The organism is Leucobacter sp. USHLN154 (assembly GCF_037145595.1).
Lineage (GTDB): Bacteria > Actinomycetota > Actinomycetes > Actinomycetales > Microbacteriaceae > Leucobacter > Leucobacter alluvii.
This window is the reverse complement of record NZ_JBBCXF010000004.1, coordinates 135512-150534: the sequence shown is the minus strand read 5'-3', so window position 1 is coordinate 150534 and position 15023 is coordinate 135512. Positions and strand designations below refer to the sequence as shown.

Annotated in this window: 15 protein-coding genes and 2 tRNA genes; 15 read left to right on the top strand and 2 right to left on the bottom strand. The window is 65.6% G+C overall.

Annotation, left to right across the window (positions count from 1 at the left end):
* Positions 1–130 precede the first annotated feature (130 nt).
* The 10 genes from gyrB (at position 131) to WFH23_RS08630 (ending at position 10702) form a co-directional block, all read left to right on the top strand.
* Complete coding sequence (gyrB, locus tag WFH23_RS08675) at positions 131–2125, top strand: DNA topoisomerase (ATP-hydrolyzing) subunit B (protein ID WP_336662233.1); 1995 nt, start codon at positions 131–133, stop codon at positions 2123–2125.
* Positions 2115–4685: a DNA gyrase subunit A gene (gyrA, locus tag WFH23_RS08670; RefSeq protein WP_370567926.1), complete on the top strand. Its 2571-nt coding sequence runs from the start codon at positions 2115–2117 to the stop codon at positions 4683–4685. The genes gyrB and gyrA overlap by 11 nt, the downstream gene beginning before the upstream one ends.
* Positions 4678–5085 (top strand): DUF3566 domain-containing protein, encoded by a 408-nt coding sequence (locus WFH23_RS08665; RefSeq protein WP_090145778.1) that lies wholly within the window; start codon positions 4678–4680, stop codon positions 5083–5085. Before gyrA ends, WFH23_RS08665 begins: the two co-directional genes overlap by 8 nt.
* 96 nt (positions 5086–5181) lie before the next feature.
* Positions 5182–5258 (top strand) — tRNA-Ile (locus tag WFH23_RS08660).
* A 215-nt stretch (positions 5259–5473) separates the two neighbouring features.
* Positions 5474–5549, top strand: a tRNA-Ala gene (locus WFH23_RS08655).
* 222 nt (positions 5550–5771) lie between these two features.
* Positions 5772–7187 (top strand): sensor histidine kinase, encoded by a 1416-nt coding sequence (locus tag WFH23_RS08650; protein ID WP_336662232.1) that lies wholly within the window; start codon positions 5772–5774, stop codon positions 7185–7187.
* Positions 7175–7891 (top strand): response regulator transcription factor, encoded by a 717-nt coding sequence (locus WFH23_RS08645; RefSeq protein ID WP_336662231.1) that lies wholly within the window; start codon positions 7175–7177, stop codon positions 7889–7891. Before WFH23_RS08650 ends, WFH23_RS08645 begins: the two co-directional genes overlap by 13 nt.
* Positions 7888–8907: a hypothetical protein gene (locus tag WFH23_RS08640; RefSeq protein ID WP_336662230.1), complete on the top strand. Its 1020-nt coding sequence runs from the start codon at positions 7888–7890 to the stop codon at positions 8905–8907. The genes WFH23_RS08645 and WFH23_RS08640 overlap by 4 nt, the downstream gene beginning before the upstream one ends.
* An 88-nt stretch (positions 8908–8995) precedes the next feature.
* A complete protein-coding gene (locus tag WFH23_RS08635) occupies positions 8996–10207 on the top strand; it encodes an alpha/beta hydrolase (protein ID WP_336662229.1) in 1212 nt (403 codons plus the stop codon).
* Between the two features lie 9 nt (positions 10208–10216).
* A complete protein-coding gene (locus WFH23_RS08630) occupies positions 10217–10702 on the top strand; it encodes an NUDIX hydrolase (RefSeq protein WP_090145770.1) in 486 nt (161 codons plus the stop codon).
* A gap of 153 nt (positions 10703–10855) precedes the next feature.
* Here the strand turns inward: WFH23_RS08630 and WFH23_RS08625 are convergent, their stop codons facing one another.
* Positions 10856–11347 (bottom strand): DNA/RNA helicase, encoded by a 492-nt coding sequence (locus WFH23_RS08625; protein WP_090145767.1) that lies wholly within the window; start codon positions 11345–11347, stop codon positions 10856–10858.
* A gap of 182 nt (positions 11348–11529) precedes the next feature.
* Here WFH23_RS08625 and WFH23_RS08620 point away from each other — a divergent pair, with 182 nt between their 5' ends.
* Positions 11530–12039, top strand: coding sequence for a peptidylprolyl isomerase (locus WFH23_RS08620; protein ID WP_090145765.1), 510 nt, complete (start codon positions 11530–11532; stop codon positions 12037–12039).
* 12 nt (positions 12040–12051) lie between these two features.
* Entirely contained in the window at positions 12052–12978 is a 927-nt protein-coding gene (locus tag WFH23_RS08615; RefSeq protein WP_336662228.1) for a rhomboid family intramembrane serine protease, read from the top strand.
* A 113-nt stretch (positions 12979–13091) separates the two neighbouring features.
* Here WFH23_RS08615 and WFH23_RS08610 read toward each other — a convergent pair whose 3' ends face one another.
* Positions 13092–13367, bottom strand: coding sequence for a cell division protein CrgA (locus WFH23_RS08610; RefSeq protein WP_090145760.1), 276 nt, complete (start codon positions 13365–13367; stop codon positions 13092–13094).
* Between the two features lie 59 nt (positions 13368–13426).
* Here WFH23_RS08610 and WFH23_RS08605 point away from each other — a divergent pair, with 59 nt between their 5' ends.
* The 3 genes from WFH23_RS08605 to WFH23_RS08595 are packed head-to-tail and all read left to right on the top strand — an operon-like array spanning position 13427 to position 14996.
* Positions 13427–14206: a class E sortase gene (locus WFH23_RS08605; RefSeq protein WP_336662227.1), complete on the top strand. Its 780-nt coding sequence runs from the start codon at positions 13427–13429 to the stop codon at positions 14204–14206.
* Positions 14207–14214: 8 nt separating this feature from the next.
* A complete protein-coding gene (locus WFH23_RS08600; protein ID WP_200331145.1) occupies positions 14215–14364 on the top strand; it encodes a hypothetical protein in 150 nt (49 codons plus the stop codon).
* Positions 14361–14996 carry a glutamine amidotransferase-related protein gene (locus WFH23_RS08595; RefSeq protein WP_090145758.1) on the top strand — a complete coding sequence of 212 codons (636 nt, stop codon included), beginning with the start codon at positions 14361–14363 and terminating at the stop codon, positions 14994–14996. Before WFH23_RS08600 ends, WFH23_RS08595 begins: the two co-directional genes overlap by 4 nt.
* Positions 14997–15023: the final 27 nt, after the last annotated feature.

Genomic DNA, 15023 nt, shown 5'->3' with positions numbered 1-15023 from the left:
TCCCCGGCGAATCATCGGTTTGCAAGGCCCGTAATGCCCCGTACAGCGCCTGAATCTTGGTAAGCTGGTGGGCGGAAGTACGCAGGGTTCAATCGCGCCCTGAGACGCCCAGATAAGGATCATTCTACGTATGAGTTCAGAGCAGGCGACCGCCACGGAAGATTACGGTGCCGGAGCGATCCAGGTACTCGAAGGGCTCGAAGCGGTTCGCAAGCGGCCTGGCATGTACATCGGCTCCACCGGACCTCGGGGTCTGCATCACCTGGTGTATGAAATCGTCGACAACTCCGTTGATGAGGCACTCGCAGGATATTGCGACTTCATCGATATCACCATTCTGGCGGATGGGGGAGTGCGCGTGGTCGATAACGGCCGCGGCATCCCGGTCGATCAGCATCCGACGGAGGGCCGCTCAACGGTCGAGGTGGTGCTCACCGTTTTGCACGCGGGCGGCAAATTCGGCGGCGGAGGCTACGCGGTGTCGGGCGGATTGCACGGCGTGGGTTCTTCGGTCGTCAACGCCCTCTCGAAGCGGTTTGATGTCGCGGTGCAGCGCCAAGGTTTCACGTGGAACATGTCGTTCACCGACAGCGTCCCGGACGCGCCGCTCGCTCAGGGCGAGGTGAGCACGGAGACCGGCACGACGATCACCTTCTGGCCGAGCGAAGACATCTTTGAGACCGTCGAGTTCGACTACCAGACGCTCCGCACTCGCTTCCAGCAGATGGCGTTCCTGAACAAGGGCCTTCGCATCGCCCTCACCGATCTGCGCGAGCAGGATCCGATCGAGAATGCAGAGGGGGAGCTGGTCGCACCGCCCGCCCCGCATGACGAGTTCATGTACGAGAACGGTATCCAGGACTACGTGCAGCATCTGAACGCGGCGAAGCGCTCCGACCTCGTCAACGAGGAGATCATCTCCTTCGAGGCCGAAGACACCGACCGCAAGATCGCAGCAGAGGTCGCGATGCAGTGGACGACCTCGTACAGCGAAAGCGTGCACACCTACGCCAATACGATCAACACCCACGAGGGCGGCACCCACGAAGAAGGCTTCCGCGCAGCGTTGACCACGCTAGTGAACCGGTATGCGCGTGAGAAGAACATTCTTCGTGAGAAGGACGAAAACCTCTCGGGCGACGACGTGCGAGAAGGCCTGACAGCAGTGATCTCGGTGAAGCTCGGCGAGCCTCAGTTCGAGGGACAGACGAAGACGAAGCTTGGAAACACCGAGGCGAAGGCCTTCGTGCAGAAAGTTGTGGGAGACCAGCTCGGAGACTGGTTCGAGCGGAACCCCGGCCCTGCGAAAGACATCATTCGCAAGTCCATTCAGGCGGCCTCGGCCCGACTCGCGGCTCGCAAGGCCCGCGAGACCGCACGTCGCAAGGGTCTGCTCGAGTCTGGCGGAATGCCCGGCAAGCTTTCGGACTGCTCGAGCAAGGATCCTACGATCTCCGAGATCTTCATCGTCGAGGGCGACTCGGCAGGTGGTTCGGCGAAGACGGGGCGCAATCCGCATACCCAGGCGATCCTGCCGCTCCGCGGAAAAATCTTGAACGTCGAGAAGGCCAGGCTGGACCGCGCGCTCAATAACGCTGAGGTCCAGGCGATGATCACGGCCTTCGGCGCTGGCATCGGTGAGGACTTCACGCCGGAGAAGGCTCGGTATCACAAGATCGTGCTCATGGCGGATGCGGATGTGGATGGACAGCACATCACGACCCTGCTCCTGACGCTCCTCTTCCGGTACATGCGACCCCTGATCGACCTCGGCTACGTCTATCTCGCACAGCCGCCGCTGTACCGCATCAAGTGGTCGAATGCTGAAGACGAATACGTCTACAGCGATGCAGAACGCGATTCGCGGCTCGCCATCGGCGCCGAACAGGGACGGCGGCTCATGAAGGAGAGCGGTGTCCAGCGCTACAAGGGCCTGGGCGAGATGAACCACGAAGAACTGTGGGAGACCACGATGAACCCCGAGACCCGCACCCTGCTGCAGGTCACCATGGATGACGCGGCGATCGCCGACGAGATCTTCGCAACCCTCATGGGCGAAGACGTCGAAGCGCGTCGTACCTTCATCCAGCAGAACGCGAAGGACGTGCGCTTCCTTGACATCTGAGAACGAGACCCCAGAAACAGAGTCCGACGTCACCCTGGCGGCGGACCACGCCGTCCACGGGCGGATCGATCAAGTCGATCTGCAGCTCGAGATGCAGCGCTCCTACCTCGACTACGCGATGAGCGTCATCGTCGGGCGAGCGCTTCCCGATGTGCGCGACGGCCTGAAGCCCGTGCACCGGCGTGTCATCTACACGATGTACGACGGCGGCTACCGACCCGACAAGGCGTTCTCGAAGTGCACCCGTGTCATCGGCGACGTGATGGGCCAGTTCCATCCTCACGGCGACAGCGCCGTGTACGACTCACTCGTGCGTCTGGTGCAGCCATGGACGCTTCGCTATCCACTGGCGCTCGGACAGGGCAACTTCGGATCTCCCGGAAACGACGGGGCCGCTGCGCACCGTTACACCGAGACGAAGATGTCGCCGCTCGCCATGGAGATGGTGCGGGACATCGACGAAGACACCGTCGACTTCCAAGACAACTACGACGGGCGCACGCAAGAGCCGACCGTGCTCACGGCGCGCTTCCCGAATCTGCTCGTCAACGGGTCAGTCGGCATCGCGGTCGGCATGGCCACCAACATTCCGCCTCACAACCTGCGGGAAGTCTCGGAAGCCGCGATCTGGCACCTCGAGCATCCGGAGGCGACTCGCGAAGAGCTGCTGGAAGCGCTCATGGAGCGAGTGCACGGGCCCGATTTCCCGACGGGGGCTCAGATTCTGGGCTCCAAGGGCATACGCGAGGCCTATCGCACCGGGCGCGGGTCGATCACGATGCGGGCGGTCGTCAACATCGAGGAGATCCAGGGCCGCACCTGTCTCGTCGTGACGGAGCTCCCGTACCAGGTGAACCCCGACAACCTAGCCGTGAAGATCGCCGACCTGGTCAAGGAGAACAAGGTTCAGGGCATCGCGGACATCCGCGATGAATCGAGCGGTCGGACCGGCCAGCGACTCGTCGTGGTGCTGAAGCGCGACGCGATCGCCAAGGTTGTGCTGAACAACCTCTACAAGCACACGCAGCTGCAGGAGAACTTCGGCGCGAACATGCTCGCGATCGTTGACGGCATCCCGCGGACGCTCGCGCTCGACGGCTTCATCTCCGCCTGGGCGAAGCACCAGATCGAAGTCATCGTTCGCCGCACGGCCTACCGCCTGAAGAAGGCCGAGGCCGAGGCCCACATCCAGCGCGGCTACTTGAAGGCGCTCGACGCCCTGGATGCGGTGATCGCCCTCATTCGGCGTTCGCCCACGGTCGACGAGGCCCGCGAAGGTCTCATGACGCTCCTCGACGTCGACCAGATCCAAGCCGACGCGATCCTCGGTCTGCAATTGCGCCGCCTCGCTGCGCTCGAGCGGCAGAAGATCCTCGATCTCGCAGCGAAACTGGAAGCGCAGATCGCCGAGTACGAGAAGATCCTGGCCTCTCCCTCGGAGCAGCGTGGAATCGTCGTGCAGGAGCTCGGCGAGATCGTCACGAAGTTCGGCGACGATCGGCGCACCGCGATCCTGCACGGGTTCGACGGCGACATGTCCATGGAAGACCTCATCCCCGAGGAAGAAATGGTCGTCACCGTGACGCGCGGGGGATACGTCAAGCGAACCCGAATCGATAACTACCGTTCGCAGCACCGGGGCGGGAAGGGCGTCAAGGGCGCTCAACTGCGCGCTGACGACATCGTCGAGCACTTCTTCGTGACGACGACGCACCATTGGCTCCTGTTCTTCACGAACACGGGGCGCGTGTATCGAGCGAAGACGTACGAAATTCCTGAGGCTGGTCGTGATTCGAAGGGCCAGCACCTCGCGAACCTCCTCGCCCTCGCTCCCGACGAGCAGGTCACGCAGATTCTCGATGTCCGCGACTTCGCCGCAGCGGGGTATCTCGTACTCGCCACCCGCGATGGATTGGTCAAGAAGACCGCGCTGACGGAGTACGACACGAACCGCACGGGCGGCATCATCGCGATCAAGCTGCGCGACGGAGACGAACTGGTCTCGGCGCTCATCGCCGAGGCGAGCGACGACGTACTGCTCGTTTCGCGCCACGGTATGTCGGTGCGCTTCACCGCGTCTGACCAGGCTCTTCGGCCTATGGGGCGCTCGACCAGCGGCGTTCGCGGGATGAACTTCAGGGAGGGCGACGCACTTCTCGGGGCATCTCGCATCGATGGGAGCGGCGGATACGTCTTCGTCGTGACCGAGGGCGGTTACGCCAAGCGGACCGCTGTCGACGAGTACCGCGTGCAGCAGCGCGGCGGGTACGGCATCAAGGTTGCAAAGCTCGACGAGAACCGCGGCGTGTTGATCGGGTCTCTGATCGTGGACGAGACCGACGAGGTGCTCGCGGTGCTCGCAAGTGGTAAGGTCGTGCGCTCGGGCGTTGCAGAAGTGCCGGCCAAGGGCAGGAACACCATGGGCGTCGTCTTTGCACGATTCCCAGAGCAGGACCGTATTATTGGCATCGCGCGCAATCCGGAGCGTGGGCTCGACGACGATGAGTCCGAGGCCCCCGGGCCCGAGAACGCGGAAAACGAGGAAGACCTGAATGAGTAACACTGTCGCCGACAAGCTGGCCAAGAAGACCCGTAAGAAGGCGCCGGCGAAGCAGGTTCGCCTCAAGCTCGTGTACGTCGACTTCTGGTCTGCGGTGAAGTTCTCGTTCCTCGTAGCGGTGTGCTTCGCGATCGTGAGCGTCGTCGCGACGATCCTGATCTACACCGTGCTGCTGCAGACCGGTGTCTTCGCGCAGGTGGACCAGCTCTTCATGGACATCGTGGGAGAAGACAACAGCCTGATGAAGATCATCGGCTTCCCGCAGGTGCTCGGCTTCGCCGTCGTCGTCGGGATCCTGAACGTCATCGTCGGCACTGCGCTCGGCGCTGTCGGATCGCTCGTCTACAACTTGCTCGTACGGGTTCTGGGCGGTTTCCAGCTCGGTTTCACGAGCAACTGATTCGAGGCCCGGGTCCGAAACGGCCCGGGCCACGCCCGGTATACGAGCCCGATTTCGGATTTGTCTCGGCTTCGGGTAGAGTCATTGCTTGGTCGAGGGGCTATAGCTCAGGTGGTTAGAGCGCTTCACTGATAATGAAGAGGTCCCAGGTTCAAGTCCTGGTAGCCCCACCACAACCACACGAAAGTCCCGCTGAATTCAGCGGGACTTTCGTGGTTTGCGGGACCATTCCCGTGACCGGCGTTCGACCCCGAGCTCTTGATGCCGCCGACGAACGCGCTGGTACGCGGCTCGGCTCGTTTTGCACTTCAGTGCAGATGTCTGTAAAGTAGAGCGAGTTGTTCCGGTCTCGTACGGGAACGGTGAGCGGAGGTTCTCCACCTCCCTCGGGTCCTTAACTCAGTTGGTAGAGTGCCTGCTTTGCAAGCAGGATGTCGGGAGTTCGATTCTCCCAGGATCCACCATCAAGCCCCTGTCGGTTCACGACGGGGGCTTTTTCGTTTCACGTGGAACGTCGCCAGGGGCATGTGGGGGCGACATCGCAGCACTGCTCGAACTGGCGGCAAATTCATGCGGGGTGCGAAGCCCCGAGGGCTACGCCGCCGCTGCGAAGTAGGGAAAACCCGAAGCGCGTTCTCCGGGTCCCACGCTCACCGACGACCCGGGGGAGCACCTACCGTAGAGACATGATCACTCCTCAAGACTCAGAGGCAGCCACGACGCCGCTGCCTCCGCTCTCCAGCGCTGACGCCCGCGCCGTCCCCGGAGGGCCGCAGGGATCGGCGCCCGGCCCGGGTGCGACCGCGCCATCGCCGGGAGCGCCGGGCATCCCGGCGGCGGTGCCGAGTACTGCTCCAGGCCAGAAGTCGAAGCGGTCGGCACCGCCCGAGGTGAAGACGTCCTCCATCCCCAAGCCGCCGCTCAACCTCCTGCTGACGCTGCTGCATCTCGCAGCACTCGGCGTCGTGGGGTTCACGATCACCGCCGTGCTGCTCGCGCTCATGGGCACCGGCATCGGAATGCTCGTCATCGGAGTCGGTCTCGTGCTGCTCGCAGCGCTGGTCTATGCGCTGTACGGCATCGCCTGGTTCGAGACCTTCCGGGTCGGCGGGCTCTACGGACTGCACGTCTCGGCTCCGCAGTGGCAGCAGCGTCGTGCGCCAGGTTTCAAGGGCTGGTTCACCTCGATGGTGCGGCAGGCGGTGGACGGGCGCATGTGGCGCGCGGTCGCGAACTTCGCCATCGCGAGCGCTCTCGGCGCCGCGATGCTGGGCCTCGTCCAGGGCTTCGTGCAGGCGTTCGTCTCGGTCTTCCGCACGTTCAACGTCTGGTGGCAGCCGGGCATCATCGGCATGCTCCTCTGCGCAGCAGGCATCGTCGGTCTCGCACTGCTGCACCGGCTCATCTCCGTCGCGATCATCGGATCGACCGCGACCGAGGCCGAGCTCACGGAGACCGCACGCCTGTCGGCGCGTCAGCGCGAGGGCGCGGTGCGCGCAGCGGACGTCGAGCGCACCCGTATCGAACGCGATCTGCACGACGGGGTGCAGCCCCGGCTCGTCTCGGTGGGCATGACCCTCGGACTCGCTCAGGAGAAGATCGATACCGATCCGCAGGCGGCGAAGCTGCTCGTCGCCGAGGCGCACACCTCGACGAAGGCGGCGATCACGGAACTGCGGCAGCTCGCCCGGGGCATCTACGCCTCGGTGCTCGACGACCGCGGGCTGGACGCGGCGCTCTCGGCGCTCGCTGCACGCTCCCACATCCCCGTGCACATCGACGTGCGGTTGACCGACCGCTGCAGCCGCGACGCGGAAGCCGCCGTGTACTTCGCCATCGCTGAGTCGCTGACGAACGCGGCGAAGCACTCCCGCGCCAGCGAAGCCCGCGTGGTGGTGCGCGTGCGCGAGGACGGCCCGACGCAGGCGCCCCAGCTGTGGGCTCGGGTGGAGGACAACGGCATCGGGGGAGCCCGGGTCACGCCCGGAGGCGGCCTCGACGGGATCATGAACCGGGTGCTCGCCGCGGGCGGTACGACCCGGCTCGACAGCCCGAATGGCGGCCCGACGACCCTGGAGGTGAGCGTCCCATGCGCATCCTGATCTGCGAGGACTCCGTGCTGCTGCGGGAGGGCCTGGTTCGTCTGCTCGAACACGGCGGGCACACCGTCGTGGCGGCGCTGCCCGAAGCCAGTGGTCTCCTCGAAGCGGTGGAGGCCACTGATCCCGAGTTGTGCATTCTGGATGTGCGCCTCCCGCCGACGTTCACCGACGAGGGCATCCTCGCCGCGCTGGAGCTGCGTCGCCTCCGCCCCGGGCTCCCGGTGCTGGTGCTCTCCCAGTACGTGGAAGAGCGTTACGCGAGCGAACTGATCGCGGCGCAGGGCGGAGCCTTCGGATACCTGCTGAAGGACCGTGTGGCCGACGTGGGCGAGTTCATCGAGTCGGTGCGACGCATCGCAGGAGGAGCCACAGTGCTCGACCCCGAGGTCGTGGCTCAGCTCCTGACGCGCAGGTCTCGAGACGACCGGATGCGAGCGCTCACCGAGCGGGAGCGCACGGTGCTCGCGGCACTCGCCGAGGGCCGATCGAACCAGGCGATCGCCGCTCTGCTCTTCCTCTCCGAGGCGAGCGTCGAGAAGCACATCACGGCGATCTTCCAGAAGTTGCAGCTCGAGCCAGACGGCGGAGGCAATCGTCGGGTGCTCGCCGCCATCGCCCACTTCGAGAGCATCGGATCCTCCTCAGCCGTGGCATCCGACGCCGATCGACCTTCCCAGTACCCACAGACCGGAGCTTCCGCATGAACACCCCCACAGACCCGCACCAGCACCCGTCGCAGCCGGAGGGGCCCTCCGCACAGCATCACGGGCAGCAGCCCTCCGCACCGAGCCCCACCGGGGCTTCGGGCAAGCAGTCCCCGACGTCCCGCGCCATCCTCGTGGTCACCGCGGCTGTCGGCGGCGTGGCGCTCCTGGCAGTCGGTGTCTCGGCGGCCTACGCCGCCATCGCGCCGCAGCGCTTCGACGGCATCGAGGCGATCGTCGGCGACGCGAACGCCGAGAACGGATTCGACGATGCAGACGATGCTGCGGTGCCCGCCGTGGACGACGGCTCCGGAACGCAGACGTATTTCGCGAACGTCGACGACGTGCAGTCGCTCGACCTGGATATCGCGGCAGCCGGCTTTGAACTCGCATTCGGCGACGTCACCGAGGCCGAACTCGTCACGAGTGGCGACCGGGCCGAGCAATGGGTGGTGAGCGTCGAGGAGGGGGAGTTGAGCGTCGAGACCCCGGCCAGGGCGTTGACTGCAGGGTGCCTCTTCAACTGCGGGGCGGGCGGACTCGGCAACGCGACGGCCACATTGACCCTTCCCGAATCGATGAGCGAGAGTGGCAGGCTCGATGCGGAGATCAGCGTCGAAGGGGGAGCGGTGCGCGGAGCCGGATCCTTCCGCTCGCTCGACCTCGGACTCGAGGCGGGCGAACTCCGTCTGGAAGGCAGCGCGCAGCGCCTCGCGGTCGACGTCGAGGCCGGGAAGGCCGAGCTGGACTTCGCGGATGTCGTCACAGCAGAGGTCGGTGTCGAAGCCGGCTCGGCGCGCCTGTCGCTGACGGGCGAGGCTCCGGATCGCGTGTCCGTCGATGCGAGCGCCGGCAGCGCCGCCCTCGACCTGCCGGAAGCGGACTACCGCGTCGACGCGAAGACCGAACTCGGTGAACTCGACGATCGCCTGTCGAAGAGCGACGATTCGGCAGCCGCAGACGCGGCGCACGTGATCACGGTTCGCGCCGAAGCTGCGAAGGTGACGCTGCAGTAAGGTGAGCCCGTGCACACCGCGACGTCAGGGTGTGCACGGTGACGACCTTCCGCCCCGCCGCGGCCCATGCGACCCGTACACTGGGCGCATGGACCACGGCGGGGTTTCTGCGCGACACGGCCGATCGGCGGGGCCGAGCGCAGCGGCCCGCGATCCGGCACCCGCCGGGCCGCACACGGATCGCTCGGCGACCACGCTCCCGGCTGAAGCACCTCAACCGACGGTGGTCGAGACCCGCGAGCCGCTGAGCTGGAGGCCCGACATACTCGGCCCTGGCTTCGAGGCGGCCGAACTCGATCTCGGAGCGGATGACGAGGGGCCGCTGGTCGCGACCCTCGTCAGGTGCCTGCCAGACGACCGGTCACTGCTCGATCGCGTGCTGCGTCGCACTCGGGTGCTGGAGGACGTCGACGTGCTCTACGTGCACGGGTGGTCCGACTACTTCTTCCAACGTACGATGGCCCGTTTCTGGACGGACCGGGGCGCCCGGTTCTACGCGCTCGATCTGCGCAAGTACGGTCGGAGTCTGCGAGATGGACAGACGCCGGGCTACATCGAGAACCTCGACGAGTACGACCTCGACATCGGCATGGCTCTCGATGCGCTGGGGCATCCCGAGCGCGGGTCCGGCGAGACGCAGCATCGCTCGGGCTCGGAGCGCAAGCTGATGCTCTTCGGCCATTCCACCGGCGGGCTGGTGTTGAGCCTCTGGGCGTCGCGGCACTCGGGGCGAGCTGACGGCCTCGTGCTCAACAGCCCGTGGCTCGAGTTCCAGTTGACCGGAGCCGGGCGACAGATGCTGGCACCACTGCTCGATCTGGGGGCCCGATTCAACCTTCGCGACTCGGCGCCCCAGTTCGACGCCGGGCTGTACACGCGCGCGCAGCGCGAGGTGGGCCCCGCCGATGAGCTGGACTTGATCGACGAGCGGTGGCGACCGACGCGGAGCCATGCGGTGCTGACGGTCTGGTTGCGCGCGATCCTGGCCGGCCATGCGCGCGTGAGCCGAGGCCTCGGCATCGAAGCCCCGATGATGATGCTGCTGTCGGCGCGGTCGGCCTTGCCGTTGAAGTGGGACCCGAGTCTCACGAGCGCCGACACCGTGCTCGAGGTCGACGAGATCGCCAAGGCATCCCTCCGACTGGGCGCATCGCTCACCGTCGAACGGCTCGACGGCGCCCTGCACGACGTCTTCCTCTCCCGAGACGCCGTGCGCGCGGAGGCCTATCACCGGCTCGACCGCTGGCTCGTCGGCTGGGCTGCGGCGCGCGGTCAGCGGTCGCGGCGCCCGACCGACTAGGCTCGGATCATGGATCTTCGGGTGGCCGCCTACGCGGTGGTTGAGCGGCGTGGCAAGATCCTGCTCACACACTGGCGACGGGGTCACTTGCACGGGTGGACGCTGCCAGGCGGCGGCATCGAGAACGGCGAGGATCCACGGGACACCGTCGTGCGCGAGGTCGCCGAGGAGACCGGGCTCGAGGCGCGCGTCGGCAAACTGCTCGGCGTCGACTCGCGCGTGATGATTCGGGAGGAAGTGCCCGCCGGAGACAACCCGGAGCTGCACACCATTCGCATCGTCTACCGCGCCACCGTCGTGGATGGGCCATTGCGGAACGAGGTGGACGGATCTTCGGACGAGGCGCGCTGGGTCGCTCTTCGCGATCTCAAATCGCTGCGCACGCTCTCCCTCGTGCAGACGGGGCTGCGGATGGCCGGCCTCAACCGGCGGCCATCGGGAAAGCCCGGAAAGGGCGCAAACCGCCAGAATCGAGCAGCCAAACCGCGGAAGTAAGCGCTGGCGACCGAGCGATTCTCTCCTGACGCTGCCGAGTTCCGGCGTCCCTGATGCTGGCGCATGCCGGCGTGAGAATCAGCCGACGTTCTCCGGTGAAACGACGAATGGCGCCCGGGCTCGTGTGCCAGGACGCCATCCACCGCATCGGAATCAGTTCTCGGGTGCGACCCAGAGCTCATCGTCCGTGCGGAATGCCTGCCAGAGCGCGTACCCCACTCCCGCCGCGGCGACCACGCCGAGACCCAGCGCGATCACGCCGCCAGCGCTCTTCTTCGGCTTGAGATACCCCGAGCGCTCGCCGAATCCGCGAACCTTCTTCGCCGCCTTCGGGTTGTCGATCTCGTCGAGCGCTTGAATGGTGCGCGCAAGGGCGCTCGCGACGAACGGCGTCGTGGCCCGACGCACGGTGTCCGCTGCCCGCCGCGCCGATGCGACCCCGCGATCGACGGTCGGACGGACTGCCTCGATGGCGCCGTCCACGCGCGGCATCAGGTGCTCATCGCTCAGTCGACGAGCCTGTCCACCGGCCTGACCGAGCACCTCCCCGGCGTGTCCCAGTACGACCCGCTGCTGATCGAGCAGCTCCTGGGCGTTCTTCCGCAGCTTCCGGAGTTCGCGGCGGCGCTTACGTGAGAGATTCATTCGTATCCTCCTTGCTCGACGAGGCAATCCTTTGGCCATATCACCCGTAGCCTCCACGCTACACCGAACCCGCCCGGCGGCGGCGGCCGGATCCCCGGAAACCGCGCGTTGTCAGGGTTTCCCAGGCTCCGAAGGGCCTTGACAACACTTTCTTCACACGCCCCCCGGCCTACACTGGTCGCATGACGATTCACTCCTCTGTAGCCACCATCCACACGAACCACGGCGACATCGTGGTCAACCTGTTCGGAGATCACGCTCCGAAAACCGTGAAGAACTTCGTCGATCTCGCCGAGAAGGGGTTCTACGACGGCGTGATCTTCCACCGCATCATCCCGAACTTCATGATCCAGGGCGGCGACCCCACCGGCACCGGCACCGGCGGCCCCGGCTACACCTTCGACGATGAGATCCACCCCGAGCTGGGCTTCACCGAGCCGTACCAGCTCGCCATGGCGAACGCGGGAAAGCGTCCCGACATGACCGGTCGCCTCGCGGGCACCAACGGCTCGCAGTTCTTCATCACGACCACGGCTCCTGATTGGCTCAACGGCAAGCACACCATCTTCGGCGTCGTCGCCGACGATGCGTCGAAGGCCGTCGTCGATGCGATCTCGAGCGTGCAGACCGGCGCTCAGGACCGTCCGGTCGACGACGTCGTGATCTCCGGCGTCGATATCGCCGCGGCATAAGGAAGAGTTCAGGTGACGAACGGGTCGGGGCCGGCGTTCGGCGAACGGGTCGAGCCCGGCCCCGACGACGTCTGCTACCGGCATCCGGGCGTGCGGAGCTTCGCGCTCTGCCAGCGGTGCGGTCGAACGATCTGCGGAGACTGCCAGGTCACCTCTGCGGTCGGCGTGCTCTGCCCGGAGTGCACGAAGGAGATGCGCGCGCCCGCGACGAAACGCGCAGCTCGATCCACCAGGGTGGCCGGCCGCAGAATCGCGGCGATGGATGCCCCGGTGACGTACGGGATCATGCTGCTCTGCGCAGTGGTCTTCGTCGCGCAGTGGTTGAGCGCGACGTTCGGCGGGAACGAGGTCACCGCGGCGCTCTGGTACGCGCCGCTGTATTCGATGCCAGGCGTGTTCGAGCCCTGGCGCATGCTGACCGTGATGTTCACGCATTCGACGGGCTTCATCTTCCACATCCTGTTCAACCTCTACGCACTCTGGTTGTTCGGGCGCAATCTCGAACAGGCCATCGGGCGAGGGGCGTTCGCCGTGCTGTACGTGTTCGCGGGCATCGGCGGATCGCTCGGCGTGATGATGTGGGCGTACTTCGACCCGCAGTCTCTCGTGTATCCGACGGTGGGCGCATCGGGCGCCATCTTCGGAGTTCTCGCCGCCACGTTGGTCACGATGCGCGCAGCCCGCGTCAATGTGACGTCGCTCGCGGTGCTCATCGCGATCAACTTCGCCTTCGGATTGATCCCGGGCGCGCAGATCTCATGGCAGGCCCATCTCGGCGGCATGGTCGTGGGTGCCGCTGCGATGTGGGTGATCCTCGCCACACGCGGTGTGCGGCGCAGAAAGCAGCGCGTCGCCGGCCTCGTCGCGCTCGGCGCCGTGCTCGTGCTCGCATCGGGAGCGTACTTCGTCGTCGCCCCAGCTGCGAACCTCGTCGCCTGAGACGCCCCCAGAACTGACTGAGGCCCGGCATCTGCCGGGCCTCAGTCAGTTATCCACAGGTTCATCCCCACCTGGGGAGGAATTACACCCGTGTGATTCGGAAAATGACGACGTTACTTCCACCACGGCGTCATGAGGAAGCCCACGAGCACGAGGCCGAAGCCGATGAAGATGTTGGCCTGTCCGAACGCGGGGACGGGGAGCTGGAGCCCGGCGCTGGTGATGTAGTAGAGCACGATCCACACGAGACCGAGCAGCATGAAGCCGAACATGACCGGCTTGAACCAGACGGGATTCGGAGCATCTTTCCGTGCGGCCGCAAGGTCTGCACGATTCTGCGCAACCTCGGCCGAGTTTCGCTTACTAACATTCTTTCCAGGTGCTGCCATGGGTGACAGTCTACCCGGAACCTGGCTCACGCCCAGTGAGCGGGCTTTAGAATGTGGGGGTGAGCGAGACAGTCGAGAGAGGCCGCCGGCGCCGTCGCGCCAGGTTGAGCCCGTTGACCGTGATCGGCGAATTGCTGCTGGTCGGGGGTCTCGCCGTCATGGGCTACATCGTCTGGCAGCCCTGGCACACCGGCGTCGGTGTCACAGCCAAGCAGACTGATCTTTCGGCTGAAGACTCTGCCCAATGGGACAGCGAAGCAGCGTCGGCACCGTTCGACGGAGTCGTTCCGGTCACGGCTCGCCCCGCGGATGCCGAAGTATTCGCGGTATTGCGGGTGCCGGCATTCGGTACGACTTATGCGAACCGCGTCGCTGAGACGACGAAGTGGGAAACCGTCCTGAATTTGGACGACAAGGGCATCGGCCATTACGAGATGACGCAGATGCCGGGCGAACCGGGCAATGTCGCGCTCGCGGGCCACCGTTCCGGGCCGCTCATCAACTCGTTCCGCGAGGTGATGAATCTGCGCGTCGGCGATCCGCTGTTCGTGGAGACCGCGGACGGTTGGTACACCTACCGGTTCCGGTCGATCGAGTACGTGCTGCCGGATGAGACCGACGTACTGAACCCGTTCCCCCGTCTCGAGGGAACCCCTGGCGACGATCAGATTCTGACGCTGACCACGTGTCATCCGAAGATGGCCGGGAGCGACGAGCGCGCGATCGCCTACTCCGTGTACGAAGGATTCCAGCCTCGCTCCGACGGCCCGCCGCAGGAGCTTCTGGAACTCAATCCGACGATGGGTGCAACCCAGGCCCTCAGAGGGGATCAGGAATAGTGTTCTCGATGCTCTGGCGTTTCTTCCCCGGCCCGGCATGGCTCCGGGTCATCGTGCTGCTGCTCGTTGCGGCGGCCATCGTGTACGCGCTCATCGCGTACGTCTACCCCTGGGTCGCCACGCAGATGCCTGGCGAGGAAGTGACGGTCAACACGTGAGCAAGATCCTGGTCATCGACAACTACGACAGTTTCGTCTACACGCTGAACGGGTACCTGCAGCAGCTCGGCGCTGAGACGCATGTGCTGCGCAACGACGAGGTCACCCGCGGAGGCCTTGAAGCCCTCGTCTCCGAGTACGACGGTGTGCTGATCTCCCCGGGCCCGGGGACGCCGACGGACGCCGGTGTCTCCATCGCCATGGTCGACGTTGCGCTCCGCACCGGCGTGCCGCTGCTCGGTGTGTGCTTGGGCCACCAGGCCATCGCTGAAGCGCTCGGAGCCACCGTCACTCACGCGGAAGAGCTGATGCACGGCAAGGTCTCGCGCGTCATCCACACTGACGATCCGTTCTTCGACGGTGTGGCTCGTGAGTTCGATGCGACGCGGTACCATTCGCTCGCGGTGGTGCGCGACACGGTGCCCGACAGTCTGGTGATCACCGCGGAGACTGCGAGCGGGATCGTCATGGCGGTGCGGCACCGCGAGCTCCCGATCTACGGCGTGCAGTACCATCCGGAATCGGTACTCACCGAGGGCGGGTACCAGCAGCTGGGCAACTGGCTCGCAGTCGTCGGCGTCCCGAACGCGGCGGAAGTTGCGCGCACCCTGTCGCCGCTGCTGATCGACTGACTCCGCGGCCACCGCGTGCGCGGGGAA

What these genes read in the sequence shown, in the direction of transcription:
- WFH23_RS08620 (WP_090145765.1), top strand. Translation starts at nt 11,530, where the DNA reads ATGACGATTCACTCCTCTGTAGCCACCATCCACACGAACCACGGCGAC.
- gyrB (WP_336662233.1), top strand. Translation starts at nt 131, where the DNA reads ATGAGTTCAGAGCAGGCGACCGCCACGGAAGATTACGGTGCCGGAGCG.
- WFH23_RS08625 (WP_090145767.1), bottom strand. Translation starts at nt 11,347, where the DNA reads ATGAATCTCTCACGTAAGCGCCGCCGCGAACTCCGGAAGCTGCGGAAG.
- WFH23_RS08635 (WP_336662229.1), top strand. Translation starts at nt 8,996, where the DNA reads ATGGACCACGGCGGGGTTTCTGCGCGACACGGCCGATCGGCGGGGCCG.
- WFH23_RS08645 (WP_336662231.1), top strand. Translation starts at nt 7,175, where the DNA reads ATGCGCATCCTGATCTGCGAGGACTCCGTGCTGCTGCGGGAGGGCCTG.
- WFH23_RS08665 (WP_090145778.1), top strand. Translation starts at nt 4,678, where the DNA reads ATGAGTAACACTGTCGCCGACAAGCTGGCCAAGAAGACCCGTAAGAAG.
- WFH23_RS08640 (WP_336662230.1), top strand. Translation starts at nt 7,888, where the DNA reads ATGAACACCCCCACAGACCCGCACCAGCACCCGTCGCAGCCGGAGGGG.
- WFH23_RS08630 (WP_090145770.1), top strand. Translation starts at nt 10,217, where the DNA reads ATGGATCTTCGGGTGGCCGCCTACGCGGTGGTTGAGCGGCGTGGCAAG.
- WFH23_RS08600 (WP_200331145.1), top strand. Translation starts at nt 14,215, where the DNA reads ATGCTCTGGCGTTTCTTCCCCGGCCCGGCATGGCTCCGGGTCATCGTG.
- WFH23_RS08650 (WP_336662232.1), top strand. Translation starts at nt 5,772, where the DNA reads ATGATCACTCCTCAAGACTCAGAGGCAGCCACGACGCCGCTGCCTCCG.
- WFH23_RS08610 (WP_090145760.1), bottom strand. Translation starts at nt 13,367, where the DNA reads ATGGCAGCACCTGGAAAGAATGTTAGTAAGCGAAACTCGGCCGAGGTT.